Origin of the sequence: Halomonas sp. H5, from assembly GCF_050613175.1 — a bacterium.
In the GTDB taxonomy this organism is placed as follows: Bacteria; Pseudomonadota; Gammaproteobacteria; order Pseudomonadales; family Halomonadaceae; genus Bisbaumannia; species Bisbaumannia salifodinae.
Genome location: NZ_CP192510.1, coordinates 3,894,591 through 3,907,671, shown reverse-complemented (window position 1 = coordinate 3,907,671; position 13,081 = coordinate 3,894,591). Strand labels below are relative to the sequence as shown.

Below are 13,081 nucleotides of genomic sequence, written 5' to 3'. Positions count from 1 at the left end.
TGTCTCGGGGGTATCGAGCCCCGGGGCTCCCAGCGCCCCTTCAGAGGCATCGCCTGGTTAGAGTCGCTCGCCCAGCGCCTGGATGGCGGCCTGGGGCGTCTCGCCCAGCAGGGCGACCCGGGTGGCCTCCAGTTCGCCGGCGCGAATGCGTGCCACCGGGCCGCACAGCCCCAGGGGCACCGAGAGCTGCTCCGCCAGGCGCGGCAGCTGACGGCGAATCAGGTCGGCGCGCTCCGCCTGGCCGCTGCACAGCACCAGGGCCGCCGCCTTGAGGCGCTCCGTGGCCAGCGGCCATTCGCCGAAGGGCAGGGGGCCATCCAGCAGGTGGATCCGGTAGCCGGCGTCGCTGGCGGCCAGGGCGGCGAGCAGGTCCCATAGCGGGCCCTTGGCCTCCGGCAGGTGGCTGATCACCAGCCAGGGCCCCGTATTGCCGCGATTGGCGTGGTAGAGACGGATGCCGACCCGGGTGCGCAGGAAGGACTCCAGGGTGCGGCGCTGCAGGCAGGCCCCCAGTTGCTCCTCCCAGCCCTCCTCCAGGCTCGTTACCACCGGCGTCAGCAGCTCCTCCAGGCAGGTGGCCATGGGGTAGAGGGCCAGGGCCTGCTGGTAGAGCCCCTCCAGGCGGTCGAGATCGAGGCTCTCCACGGCGGCGGCCATCTGCTGGCGCTGCTCGGGCCAGTCGCCGGCGCCGGGGGCCGGCGCCTCGACCCGCTCGGGCTGGTCGAGCAGCTCGGTCACCTGGCTGACCGGCACGCCGCGATTGAGCCACTGCAGGATGCGCTCGATGCGCTCGATATCCTCGCGGGTATAGAGGCGGTGCCCCTTGGGCGTGCGCTGGGGGCGGATCAGCCCGTAGCGGCGTTCCCAGGCGCGCAGGGTCACGGCATTGACGCCGGTGAGGCGGGAGACCTCGCGGATCGGGTAGAGCGGGGTGTCGCTGGGGTGGGTGGCCTGTAGCGTCATGACGACCTCGCACGCTCATGGATAATGGTGGTCAGGGCCTCGACGAAGGCGGGATGCTCCCCCACCGGCGCCAGCAGCGAAAGGCGCAGTTCGGGATGCCGCGCCTCCAGCGATTCCACCTGGCCAGGCACGTCCTCGCGCAGATGGCGGCCGGCGGCGAAGAACAGCGGCAGGATATCGATGCGGGTGATGCCGTTGGCGGCCAGCTCGGCCACGCTGGCCTCCAGTGAGGGCTCGCAGAGTTCCATATAGGCCAGGCGCAGCGGCGTGCTCAGGCGCTGGGCGAGAGTCTCGGCCAGGGTGGCGAAGGGCGCCTGCCAGCGCGGGTCGCGGGAACCGTGGGCAAGCAGGATCAGGGCGTGGGACATCGAGTGCCTCCAATCAGCGAAGCGGGAGCCGTCATTCGGCCAGTGCCCGGCCCTGGTGGTGGCCGAAGCGCCAGGCGTTCAGCCGCCGCCGCAAGGGCCCGGGCCGGCTCCGAGGGTGGCAAGGGAGGATATGGCACGGTTCCGGCGGCGGTGAATGAGTAGGCAGCGTGGCGATATCGGCTAGACTAACAAAACCGTACAATCATTGTATAACTTGTTTCGGTTCCAGGGAGTAGTGGCATGCGCATTCTGGTCACCGGGGGGAGCGGTTTCGTGGGGCGCCTGCTGTGCCAGCGCCTGGTCGAGGCGGGGCACGAGCTATGGGTGGTCTCGCGGGATCCCCAGGCGGCACGCCGGGTGCTGCCGGCGGAGGTGCGGGTGGTGTCGCGGGTGGCGGAGGCCGACTCGGCGCGCCCCGAGGGGCTGATCAACCTGGCCGGGGAGTCCATCGCCGGCAAGCGCTGGAGCGAGGCGCAGAAGGCTCGGCTGGTCGATTCCCGCTTGACCCTCACCCGCGAGTTGGTGGCGCTCTGCCAGCGACTGGTGGAACGGCAGGCCGCCCCCCGGGTGCTGGTCTCCGGCTCGGCCATGGGCTTCTATGGCGATCAGGGCGATACCCGGGTCGACGAGCAGACGCCACCCCATGACGAGTTCGCCCATCGGCTGTGTCGCCAGTGGGAGGCCGCGGCCCGGGAGGCGGAGCCCCTAGGGGTGCGGGTGGCGCTGCTGCGTACCGGCCTGGTGCTGGACCGGGACGGCGGCAGCCTGGCCAAGATGTTGCCGCCCTTCAAGTTGGGGCTGGGGGGACGCTTCGGCGATGGCCGGCAGTTCATGCCCTGGATTCATCGCCTCGACCTGGTACGGGCCATCGAGTTCCTGCTGACCCGGGAGGACCTGAGCGGCCCCTTCAACGGCAGCGCGCCGACCCCGGTGCGCAACGCCACTTTTACCCGCCTCCTGGCGCGGCAGCTCAAGCGCCCGGCGATCTTCCCGGCGCCGGCCTTCGTGCTCAGGCTGGCGCTGGGGGAGATGGCCGACCTCCTGCTGACCGGGGCGGATATGCGCCCGGATCGCCTCGAGGCGGCGGGCTTTAGCTTCGAGTACCCGACCCTGGATCGGGCCCTGGCGGAGATTCTCGGCTAGCGCCAAATGGGTAAGCTCCTTGGCTACTACCGCGGGAATCGCTGAGGGGCGCTGGGGGCAGGATGGAGCGGGGGTTTTTTGCCATGGATGGCAAAAGTAGCGCCCAGGGAAGGGTTCACAGCGCCCCGCGACGGCCTGCCCCCAGGATAGCCCCGGGTTTGGGCACAAAGGTTGCTAACTGCTAGTGGCTTTCCAGTTAATCGGCACGATACAAACGCCGCGCCCCGAGATGGGCGCGGCGTTCTGCCTTCAGGAGACTAACGGGTCTCGTTATCGATGGTGACGATCACTCGCACCGCATCCAGGCGTAGCCGGGTGCCCTCGATGGCGGCGTCCAGGGCGGCGCGCTCGTCGCGCAGGGCCTGGATCTCGTCCTCGCGTACCGCCGGGTTATGGCGGGCCAGGGCACTGAGGCGAGCCAGCTCGCCGTCGAGGCCGTCGCGCATGCGCTGCTGGGCGGCCTCGACGATGGAGGGCAGCTCCCGCTCCGCCTCCGCCTCGCCCTTGTCGAGCAGCTCGCGCAGCTGCTCGTGGCGGCTCTTGATCAGGTCCCGGGCCACCGCCTTCTTGACCTTCTGCAGGTTCTTGGCCAGGCCGGTGAAGGAGACCTTGTCGCTGAGGTTGGCGCCGGACTCGTCGAGCAGCACCCGCACCGCCGTGGCCGGCAGGAAGCGGTTGATATGCAGCTTCTTGGGGGCCGGGCAGTGGGTGCGGAAGACCAGCTCGGCCATCACCCGGCCGGCGGGAATCGCCGGATGCTTGAGCAGCGCCAGGGCGGTGTTGCCCATGGCGCCGTCGAGGATGCGCCCCATCATCTCGCGCAGCAAGGGGTGCTCCCAGGAGAGGCGCTGGACGTCGTCTCGGGCCAGGGCCACGTCCCGGGCCAGGGTGGCGGAGAAGCCCTCCTCGCCCTTGACCAGCCCCGGCAGGCCGTCGAGCATCTGCGGCCCGGCGCGCAGGTGGAGGATCTTGCCGCCCAGCTCCTGGCTGTCGACGCCGAAGATATCCAGCGCCTGATCCAGGTAGCGGGGCAGGACCTTGTCCTCGTCCAGCTCGCGGATGGCGGCGGCGGTGGCCTCGGCCCGGGCCGGGCGGCAGGCATTGAGTTCCAGCAGGCGGTTGCGCCCGGCGTCGCGCTCGGCCAGGCGGCTCTCGAACAGCGCCCGGGTCTCCGCGATCACCTCCTCCAGGCCCTCGTCGTCGAGCAGGGCGTCGGCCAGGGCATCGCCGAAGGCGGCGAAGAGGTCGTTACCGACGCCGTGGGGGGCGCCGAAGGCGTCCATGCCCTCCCGATACCAGCGCAGCAGCCGCTCGCCGGGACTGCCGGTGAACACCGGCACCTGGATCTCGATGGGGTGGCGCTGGCCGATGCGGTCGAGGCGGCCGATGCGCTGCTCCAGTTGGTCCGGGTGCTGGGGCAGGTCGAACATCACCAGGTGATGGCAGAACTGGAAGTTGCGCCCCTCGGAGCCGATCTCCGAGCAGACCAGCACCTGACAACCCTCCTCCGCGTCGGCGAAGGCCGCCGCGGCCCGGTCCCGCTCCACCAGGGAGAGGTCCTCGTGAAATACCGGCGCATGCACGCCGCCCAGCACCCGCAGGCCCTCGGCCAGGCCCTGGGCGGTGGCCTTGTCGTGGGCGATCACCAGCACCTTGTCGTCGCCGTGCTCCACCAGATATTCGAGCAGCCAGGTGACCCGGGGGTCGAACTGCCACCAGGGCTCGGCATTCAGGGGATCGTCCGCCTGGGCCTGGTACATGGTATCCAGATAGAGCAGCACCTCCGGGTGGTCGAGGCCGGTCTCGATCAGCAGCTCGTCCAGGTAGTCTTCGTCGCGATCCAGCTTGCGCAGCACCCGGCGGTAGGCGCTGGGGGCCTCCAGGGGGGTGACCGTCAGGCGGCGCTCCGGGAAGCCGCCCACATGGCGGCGGCTGTTGCGGAACATCACCCGGCCGGTGCCATGGCGGTCGAGCAGTTGCTCGCGCAGTTGGGCGCGGGCCCGAGCCCGCTGGTCGGCGTCGCTCTCCGGGTTGGCCAGCAGCGCCAGCAGGGCCTCGCTGTCGGCATCGTCCACCACGGCGCCGAGGCGATCCCGAGCCTGGGCATCGAGGCTCTCCTGCTCGAGGGCATCGATCGCCTCGGCCACCCTCACATAGCCCTGTTCCTCGGCCTGGAAGCGCTCCAGGCTCTGGTAGCGCTCCGGGTCGAGCAGGCGCAGGCGGGCGAAGTGGCTGGCCACGCCCATCTGCTCCGGGGTGGCGGTGAGCAGCAACACCCCCGCGATGGCGCCGGCCAGGCGCTCCACGCAGGCGTAGCCGGGGCCGCTCTGCTCCGGTGACCAGTCCAGGTGATGAGCCTCGTCGACGATCAGCAGGTCCCAGTCGCAGGCCTCGGCCTGGGCCTGGCGGTGAGGGTTGGCGAACAGCCACTGCTGGCTGGCCAGCACCAACTGGCCGCTGTCGAAGGGGTTGGCGTCGCCATGGGCCAGGCTCTGATGCTCGTCGAGCAGGGTCACCTTGAGGGCGAAGCGGCGCAGCATCTCCACCAGCCACTGGTGGGTCAGGCTGTCCGGCACCAGGATCAGGGCGCGCTCGGCGCGGCCGCTGAGCAGCAGGCGATGCAGGATCAGGCCCGCCTCGATGGTCTTGCCCAGGCCCACCTCATCGGCCAGCAGCACCCGTGGCGCATGGCGCCCGGCCACCTCCTCGGCGATATACAGCTGGTGGGGGATCAGGTCGATCTTGGGGCCCGCCAGGCCCAGGGCCGGGTGCTGCTCGACGCGGGCATGGTGGTGCAGGGTGCGGAAGCGCAGGTCGAACCAGTCGTTGCGATCCACCTGGCCGGTCAGCAGGCGGTCCCGGGCCTGGTTGAACTGCATGGTGTCGGCCAGGCGCACCTCGGGCAGCTCGCGCAGCTCGCCGTCGTCATCCTCGCCGATATAGATGATCAGGCCGTTCGCGTCCTTGCTGTCGTCGACGGTGAGGAACCAGCCCTCGGCGGCCTGGATGCGGTCGCCGCTGCCGAAGGCCACGCGGGTCAGGGGCGCCTGGCGCACGCTGTAGGTTCGGGTTTCCTGGCTGGCGCTGAACAGCACGGTGACGGTGCGGAAATCACAGTTCAGGACGGTGCCCAGGCCCAGCTCGGCTTCGCCGTCGCTGATCCAGCGCTGACCGGGAGAAAATTCGCTCATGATGCCTCGGATGATCAACAGGATGCTGCCAATGGCTCATCGCCGCCCGGGCTCTCGCGCAGGGGGCGGCGGCAGGGCGCGGTATGGTACCGGAAAGTGGCGCCTGGCTGTAGGCCGGATCCGCCGTTGATCCACCGAGGTGGCCGGCGCGAGGCGCTAGCGTAGCCAGCGATCCAATTGGGCCCGGGTCAGCTCGCCGACATGGTGCCGGAGGGTGTGTCCCTCGGCATCGAAGAGCAAGGTGGTGGGCAGTCCCGGCGATTCCACCCGCACCATCAGCTCCTGGTGGGGATCGAGGAGGGCGTAGCGGAAGTCGAGCTCCTGGTCGTCCAGGTAGCGCATCACCTGGAGCAGGTCCTCACCCTGATTGGCCACCACCACGGTGACCCCCTCCCGGGCATCCGCCTCGGCCAGCAGTGGCATCTCCCGCAGGCAGGGCGGGCACCAGGTGGCCCAGAGATTGAGCAGCACCGTCTCGCCGGCCAGGGAGCGCAGGTTGACGGTTTCGCCGTCGATCCGCTCCAGGGTCAGGTCGGGCAGCGCCTGCACCGCCAGCGGCTTGGCGCCGGGCTGCCAGGTGACCAGCGCCAGCCATAGCGCCGAGCTACCCACCAGCAACAGCATGGCGCCGCCCATGCGCACCACCCGGTGGCGCAGCATCCAGGCGCTCCAGATCAGCGCCGCCAGCAGCCCCCAGAGGCCCTGGTAGCCGGGTTGCCAGAGCTTGAGCAGGTCCAGGGGCGCCGCCGCATAGGTCTCCCAGTGCATCAGGCCATGGCCCAGGCGGGCGCCCACCAGCCAGCTCAGCAGCAGGCCGTTGAACCAGCGGGCGTGCAGGGCGCGGGGCAGGCCGAGCAGGAACCAACTGGCCGCCAGCAGCACCAGGGCCGCGGCGATGGCGTAGAGCCGGGGCAGGGAGAGCAGGACGGGGCCGAGGGCGATGGCATCCATGACGGGGGCTCCGGGGCAGGCTCGGCGGCCGGGGCCGGCCGCGCTACAATGGGCGTTTCAGCGCTAGCCTACTGACCGCGAGAGGGGCTGTCACTCACCAGCGACGGGAGTTGTGCATGGCCAAGCCGGCCTTCGATACCCTGCGTGCCCTGGCCATCGCCAGCCAGGCCATCGGTTTTATCACCATCATCACCCTCGGCACCCTGATGGAGGAGGGCGCCCGCTACTGGCAGGGCGTGACCCTGGCGGTGATGGTGGCCTTCGCCCTGGGCATCGCGGTGGCGCGCCTCTATCGCCGCAACAAGTGGCGCAGGCGTCGCGATGCCGCCCATCGCGATGGCAACGACTGAATCGCCGCAACCATCGATGGCGCAAGCGTCGCAATGCCGCCCATCACGACGGCAACGACTGAATCGCCGCAACCAATCAACGGCGCAAGCGTCGCGATGCCGCCCATCGTGACGGCGGCGACTGAATCGCCGCAACCAATGGCGCATCCCATCAGGAGTCGGGCGACTGTCGGTTCAGGGGCTCAGGCGCCGCCCAGCCGCCCCATTCCCGGGGCGCAGCGCGTCGGGTCGATGCTGATCACCCGCAGCCGATGGCCCTCCGGCAGGGTGCAGTAGAGGATCCGCCAGGCGCAGCCCGGCGCATAGCTGCCCTCGCTCTCGAAGAGGCGTGCGCCATGCCGGGTCAGCTGGCCACAGGCGGCGGGAAACTCGTCTTCGCTTACCTCCAGGGTCAGCTCGCGGGGGCTGGGCTCCGGGGTGTCCTCCAGTAGCATCAACACCTGGGTGTGGCCGCGCTCGTCGCTGCTCAGCTCGAAGATGGCGCTGCGCGCGGTGCGCAGGATCAGGGGCAGGCGCAGCACCTTGGTGCAGAACTGCTCCATGGGGCCCAGTTCTCTCAGGCGCAGTACCGCATCCTCCAGGGACAGGCGTTGCATCGCACTCACCTCCGGCCGATGGCGTTAGCCTCAGTCTGACCCAGCGGCGGGAATTCGGCCCTTGGATTTTGGCCATGGCGACGATTGGCGGGGGTTATTCTATAAGTGCGGGGGTTCTCGAGGGCAACAAAAAACGCCCGCTCGATGAGCGGGCGTTTCCCGGAATTCTGGTCGGAGTAGCAGGATTCGAACCTACGACCTCTGCCTCCCGAAGGCTAATTCGCCATGTATTTCGGGCGTCGATAAACGTCGTCGGATCACAAATAATTCTATGAATAACAGTTGATTATGGTCAATTGCGTTGGCTGTCGATGTCGCCGGTTGACGTTGGTCTATCATGTAGTTTGCTGACCCTGTACTGACCCGGCGAGGTGGCCATGGCTACACCCCCTTCTCCGAGGACGCGCAATGACGCCCGTCGCAAGGCCAAGATTACGGCAAAAGTGGCCGCGAGTTTCCACCAGGACGCCAGTCCTCAGGAGCGCATGTGGGATGCCGAGCTGACGGGCCTTCATATGGTGCGCAAACGGTCGGTGACCAGCTGGCGCATCCTCTATCGGAATGCCGCGGGCAAGGAGCGGGTCTTCACCCTGGGGCGGTATCCGGCGTTGACCGCAGATCAGGCCCGCAAGCTGGCGCTGAATAAGCTGGCGGAAGTCTACCAAGGCGGGGATCCTCTCACCGCGAGGAAGGTCGCCCGGGCCGAAGAGAAGCACCGGGAAGAGCAGACGCTGGTGGCCTATCTCGATGGCCCCTATACGGCCTACCAGGCGCGGCGCAAGAACGGCAATGAGACCCTGGCTAGGATTCGCCGCGACTTCGCTGCGTGGCTGGACAAGTCGATGGTCTCACTCACTCGTGCCGATGTGGACCGCTGGCAGGCCGAAAAGGAAGCCGGAGGCCTGGCCTTCAGTACCCTGAAGCGCTCCTATGGGGCGTTGAACACCATGCTGAATGTCGCGGCGGAACGTGGTGCGATCCCGGCCAACCCGTTGAAGGGGGTGAAGCTGGAGCGGCCGGCGCTCACCGAGGAGGAGTTGGCAGAGGCTGCCAGTTCCCGGCGGTATCTGGAGGACTCGGAGGTGGTCGCGCTGTTCGCCGGCCTCGAGGCTTATCAAGAACAGAAACGCGCGGAGCGCCGCCGTAGCCGCTACCACGGGAAGCCCTGGTTGCCCGACCTCGATAACGTGCCCTACGTCGACTATGCCGTGCCGCTGATCACGCTGATGTTCTACACCGGCTTTCGACCAGGTGATCTTCATGGCCTGCGCTGGGAGCACGTCAACCTGGCCTTCGCCACGATCCGCAAGGTGATCGAGAAGACCGCCCACAAGCGGCCTGAGCCGCAGACCTTCCCGCTCTCGCCAGAGGCCGTCGCCGTCCTGAAAGCGTGGCATGGGCAACTGGATGAGCCAGCGGCGGGCTATGTCTTCACCAACCCGGCCAGCGGAGGGCGTTACTCTTCCACGGCCATCGGGAAGCCCTGGCGGCGGATCAAGGAGCACACCGCGCGTCTGGCCAAGGAGGAGCGGATCTCCGAGGCCCTGGCCGCCGACCTCGAGCTCTACACCCTGCGCCACAACTTCGCCAGCCAGTTGATCATGAAGGGCGCCGATCTGCTGGCCGTCAGCCGGCTGATGGGGCACGCTGACATCCAGACCACTATCGAGCATTACGGCCACCTGGCCCCGGACCACAAGCGGGAGTTCGTGAACCGGCTCGGTCGTGACTACCAGGCGCTGCTATCCGGCCAGGCCGAGGATGCTGGCGCGGGTCAGGAAGACAGCGAACAGGATGTTGCCGGCGGATGAGGACGAGAATAGAGAAGCGTGGCGCTGTTTTGACTGGATACACCGGGTACAGCGGGTGCGGCGACAGAGAAGGCCCGATATAGAGCGGTTCAAGCGTACCCAATAATAAAATATCTCTCTATAAATAGTGGTTACTACTGGGTACAGGGCCACCCAGGCTTGGCAATACGCTGGCCCTGGTTCACGATGATGAAAGCTGGCTAGGCCGACGGGCCGAAAGGCGGTTTCCCCACCGCTACGCCAGCTAGCCTTCCTGGGGATCACACTGGGGAGTGTGGACCATGACTACATCGCAACCTTCGGATGATGGGCCCGCGGTGGACGAGTTCAAGGACATTGAGTTGGCACTCGAGGCTGCCTTGGACCGCCTTTCGGAATACCTAGGGCAACACACCGGCGAACGATCAGCACCAACGGATTTCATCGCCGCGATTCTGCACCGGTACGCCTACTACCATTCCGGTGGGATGACTTTGGCGGAGGACAATAGGCTGGCTCAGGCAATTGAGGATGTGGAAGAGGATCAAGAGCTGGCAGGTCAGTGGCGCCGAGTGTATAGCGATGAGTACGGAGATAAGGCTGGTGCTCTATTGGCATCACTGGTAATTGCCACTACCGCCATACCGCCACAATTTCAGACCCGCAGTGATATTCATGCCGCTGTATATGCCTACTTGGCAAAGCAGGATGCCTTCCTTGGGCAGAGCGCTGGGCTGCCAGAAAAACAGAAAGTAGAGCGGCATGCTGAGCGTAATGCCGCAGCATGCGAGGAAGCGTTTCTACTTCGCTGGCAGCAGCCGGAACGCTTCACGATAAATCTTGCTACTGCTGCCAGCGGCAAGGAGTGTGTTTTCGACCATGTGGCACCCAAGTACGGCATGAAGCCGAAGACTCTCTACAACCTTTATCACGAGACCTATAGCCCAGAGTTGAGGAAACGTGCAGCAAGGCGTAAGCGAGTCCAGTAGAAGAATGTTCCCGAAAAGCAAATAATCCCGGGAATGTTGCAGAACCTCCAACCGCTCATCCTTCCCCCTGAACGTCAACCACGACGCCGGAGGCCGAAGGATGCCCAATTTCAGCACCCCCCAAGACACCCCCGCCACCACTAGCCCCGCTGACTACCTCACCGAGCGTGGCCGGATCCTGTCCGAGATCTTCGAGGCTCAGCGCGCTGGGCTGGCGCCGCACCTGATCGAACTCAGCGAGCGCCAGGTCTTCCCTTTCCTGATCCCCTGTTCCCCGCGCACCGGCCGGGATTCTCGCCGCTCCGGCACCCTGTTGGGCCGGCCGGCCCCGGTCTTTATCAAGCGCGGCCGGCAAGTGCGCTACCGCTTCAGTGACATCCAGGCCTGGCTCGAGGAGTCGGGCGTGTACCGCTCGACCGCCGCTGCCCTGGCCGGCGAGCCCACTGTCCAGTAAAGGAGGGCACAGCCATGTCTTCACGCCCTACCGTACTGGAGCGCGCCCTGCGCCACTTGCTGGAGGTGGAGAGTACGACCGGCCAGTATGCGTCTCGATTACTGGAAGTCGGCCACTTCAACACCGTGGTCTCAAGCCTCAAGAAGCGGTACCAGATCGATGTGCAGCGCGAATGGCGGCGCCTGACAAACCGCCACGGCCAAGATTACAACTGCAAGGTTTACTGGCTGGCGCCAGAGGATCGGCAGAAGGCCGCTGAGACCTTGGCCGCTCTGGAAGCCAAGCGGCTGGGCCTGACCTCGGGGAAGCCGGCATGATGCTGGCGCTGAACACACTGGGGGTGCCCCATGCCATTCAAGCGTTGACTGCGCCATCGGGGTGGGGCTACGCTTCAGCCAATGCCGTAAAAAAGCCGGCAGGCGGGATTGGCGTCCCGAAACCTACAGGCGGACACACCGCCTTTGAATCGGCGGTTTTTTTGTGTCCGCAGCATGGCAGGCCTGTTATGGGCGGGCCGTGCGGTGGCGACCTCGGTCGCGCCGGTTCCTGTAGGCCGGTACGCCAACGCCGCACGGTTCCGCCCTCCCTGATTGGCGTCGGGGAAGCGGAAATCGAGACCGCTACTACAGGAGCCATTGCCATGGCATACCCCACCCCAACTCCGTCCGTTCAATACGTCGCCTTTCCCCGCTACCGGCAGCCACTGGCCCGGTATCGCTTCCGCGTTCCTGGCACCCCGATCCATGGCGACATCATCGCCGCGAGCCGTGCCGAGGCCCTGCGCACCTTCTGCAACCTCCACCACCTGACACCCAACACCGTGGCCGCCTGGTCACGCCTGCCAATGCCTGGTTGCCGCGCAACTGCTGGCGCCCATGCCCCGGTGACCGTCGACCTATTCGGCCCGGAGGTGTGCTGATGGATATGCCCGCCACCACTCCGACTCTGGCTCAGGCCATCGCCCAGGCCGCCGATGATGTCGAGCTGATTTCCTGGGGCATCGATGACCTGGACCTGTGGTGCGTAAAGCATCATTACGGCCAGCCCGATCGCCCACCGGTCAAGTTTTGCCTGGCCGAAGAATGGCTACGTATCAGTCGGGTGCGTCGGGTCCTTGAGCTGCGAGGCCTGCTAACCAATGATCCTGATTTTCAGGAGGTGTTGGCGACACGCTTTTCCTGTACCACTCCTGGATCATGGAAAAGGGCTGCCCGAGCGGCGGTGCTCGCCCAGGAGAGACTCCTTAGCAGCACAACCACGACAGCTTCGAAAGCCACCACTGCCCTGGCCCAGGCCATTGCTCAGGCAGCCGACGATGTCGAGTTGATCCGCTGGGACAACGGTCGCCAGTGGTGTGCCAAGCATCACGATGATCACCCCGATAGCCAACCGGCCACGCTGGCCTCGGCCAGCGAGTGGGTCCGCATCGGTCGGGTGCGGCGGGTGCTCGAGCTACTGGGTCTGCACACCGATGACCCGGCATGGCAGCAGCACTTGGCAGCCCGTTACGCCCTAGGCACCCCGGGGCCCTGGGAAGATGCCGCCCGGGCAGCCGTCAGGAACCAGTCATGCCCCTCGACGGAGCCCAGCCCACCCGTCACCCCCACCGACAGCAACAGCGGCGCCGCTCGGCTCGCCGATGCCTTCGAGCGCAGCGAGAACCACGAAGCCCAAGCGTTGGCGGCTGGTATCCCCGCCCTGGAGCGCGTCGCCGCCGCAGCCCAGCAGCATAGCGGCCAAAGCCACCACCTCCGGCGCCTGCTGCTGGCGCTCTACAACGCCCCCGAGTGGCCCTTCGAGCTTAACCGCCTGCGAGCGCTCGACCTGGAACTGCAGGAAGACGCCCTGGCGGTAATCCACCTCGCGACCTTCAGTGGCCGCGAGATCCACACCCATCTCCCCAATGGCGACGACCTGATGGCCGAGCTATGGGAGCGCGAGGAAGGAGGTAATCACCATGACCAGTAAAGCCCCCAAGATCCCTAACACCGGAGTGGAAGTCCGCGAAGTTCCGGCCCCGGCCCCGGCAAAGGACTTCGCTCGCCAAGTCGGTCGAGCTTCTTCCGCCCTGCTGAGTCTCGGTTGGGCCCTGGAGAGCGGACACTTCGTCGAGGACGAGGAGTGGTGCGCGCTCGGCCTAGCCTCCGCGGTACAAGTGGTTGGCGAGTATCTGGAGAATCTGGCCGACGAGATGGGGAAGCCTTATCACGTATATCAACCGGCTTCATCCCAGGAATGACTCCAATGCCATGAGTTGATTTCTCACTCTATATGTATGAGGTGCCT

General features: G+C 66.7%; 14 protein-coding genes. 9 read left to right on the top strand and 5 right to left on the bottom strand.

Features of this window, described 5'->3' with window-relative positions; genetic code table 11:
• Nucleotides 1-57: 57 nt before the first annotated feature.
• Together ACQ1W9_RS18090 and ACQ1W9_RS18085 are read right to left on the bottom strand one after the other, a co-directional pair.
• Entirely contained in the window at nt 58-963 is a 906-nt protein-coding gene (locus ACQ1W9_RS18090; protein ID WP_346062943.1) for a MerR family transcriptional regulator, read from the bottom strand.
• A complete protein-coding gene (locus ACQ1W9_RS18085) occupies nt 960-1,331 on the bottom strand; it encodes a sirohydrochlorin chelatase (RefSeq protein ID WP_431024579.1) in 372 nt (123 codons plus the stop codon). Before ACQ1W9_RS18085 ends, ACQ1W9_RS18090 begins: the two co-directional genes overlap by 4 nt.
• A gap of 240 nt (nt 1,332-1,571) precedes the next feature.
• On the opposite strand from ACQ1W9_RS18085, the gene ACQ1W9_RS18080 reads away from it, so the two are divergent.
• Entirely contained in the window at nt 1,572-2,474 is a 903-nt protein-coding gene (locus ACQ1W9_RS18080; RefSeq protein ID WP_431024578.1) for a TIGR01777 family oxidoreductase, read from the top strand.
• Nucleotides 2,475-2,731: 257 nt separating this feature from the next.
• Here the strand turns inward: ACQ1W9_RS18080 and rapA are convergent, their stop codons facing one another.
• On the bottom strand, nt 2,732-5,665 hold the full coding sequence (gene rapA, locus ACQ1W9_RS18075; RefSeq protein WP_431024577.1) for an RNA polymerase-associated protein RapA: 2,934 nt from the start codon (nt 5,663-5,665) through the stop codon (nt 2,732-2,734).
• Between the two features lie 156 nt (nt 5,666-5,821).
• Complete coding sequence (locus tag ACQ1W9_RS18070) at nt 5,822-6,616, bottom strand: redoxin family protein (protein WP_431024576.1); 795 nt, start codon at nt 6,614-6,616, stop codon at nt 5,822-5,824.
• Nucleotides 6,617-6,732: 116 nt separating this feature from the next.
• Between ACQ1W9_RS18070 and ACQ1W9_RS18065 the strand changes: the two genes are divergently transcribed.
• On the top strand, nt 6,733-6,966 hold the full coding sequence (locus tag ACQ1W9_RS18065) for a hypothetical protein (protein WP_431024575.1): 234 nt from the start codon (nt 6,733-6,735) through the stop codon (nt 6,964-6,966).
• 182 nt (nt 6,967-7,148) lie between these two features.
• On the opposite strand, the gene ACQ1W9_RS18060 is transcribed toward ACQ1W9_RS18065, so the two are convergent.
• The gene (locus ACQ1W9_RS18060; protein ID WP_431024574.1) at nt 7,149-7,562 is read right to left on the bottom strand and encodes a hypothetical protein; all 414 of its coding nucleotides are present in this window, start codon (nt 7,560-7,562) and stop codon (nt 7,149-7,151) included.
• 485 nt (nt 7,563-8,047) lie between these two features.
• On the opposite strand from ACQ1W9_RS18060, the gene ACQ1W9_RS18055 reads away from it, so the two are divergent.
• The 7 genes from ACQ1W9_RS18055 (at nt 8,048) to ACQ1W9_RS18025 (ending at nt 13,034) form a co-directional block, all read left to right on the top strand.
• Nucleotides 8,048-9,373 (top strand): tyrosine-type recombinase/integrase, encoded by a 1,326-nt coding sequence (locus ACQ1W9_RS18055; RefSeq protein WP_431024573.1) that lies wholly within the window; start codon nt 8,048-8,050, stop codon nt 9,371-9,373.
• Nucleotides 9,374-9,654: 281 nt separating this feature from the next.
• Entirely contained in the window at nt 9,655-10,341 is a 687-nt protein-coding gene (locus ACQ1W9_RS18050) for a hypothetical protein (protein WP_431024572.1), read from the top strand.
• Between the two features lie 100 nt (nt 10,342-10,441).
• Nucleotides 10,442-10,795, top strand: coding sequence for a hypothetical protein (locus tag ACQ1W9_RS18045; RefSeq protein ID WP_431024571.1), 354 nt, complete (start codon nt 10,442-10,444; stop codon nt 10,793-10,795).
• A 14-nt stretch (nt 10,796-10,809) separates the two neighbouring features.
• Complete coding sequence (locus ACQ1W9_RS18040; RefSeq protein WP_431024570.1) at nt 10,810-11,112, top strand: hypothetical protein; 303 nt, start codon at nt 10,810-10,812, stop codon at nt 11,110-11,112.
• Nucleotides 11,109-11,714: a hypothetical protein gene (locus ACQ1W9_RS18035; RefSeq protein WP_431024569.1), complete on the top strand. Its 606-nt coding sequence runs from the start codon at nt 11,109-11,111 to the stop codon at nt 11,712-11,714. Before ACQ1W9_RS18040 ends, ACQ1W9_RS18035 begins: the two co-directional genes overlap by 4 nt.
• Complete coding sequence (locus ACQ1W9_RS18030; RefSeq protein WP_431024568.1) at nt 11,714-12,763, top strand: DUF7673 family protein; 1,050 nt, start codon at nt 11,714-11,716, stop codon at nt 12,761-12,763. The genes ACQ1W9_RS18035 and ACQ1W9_RS18030 overlap by 1 nt, the downstream gene beginning before the upstream one ends.
• Complete coding sequence (locus ACQ1W9_RS18025; protein ID WP_431024567.1) at nt 12,753-13,034, top strand: hypothetical protein; 282 nt, start codon at nt 12,753-12,755, stop codon at nt 13,032-13,034. Before ACQ1W9_RS18030 ends, ACQ1W9_RS18025 begins: the two co-directional genes overlap by 11 nt.
• Nucleotides 13,035-13,081 lie beyond the last annotated feature (47 nt).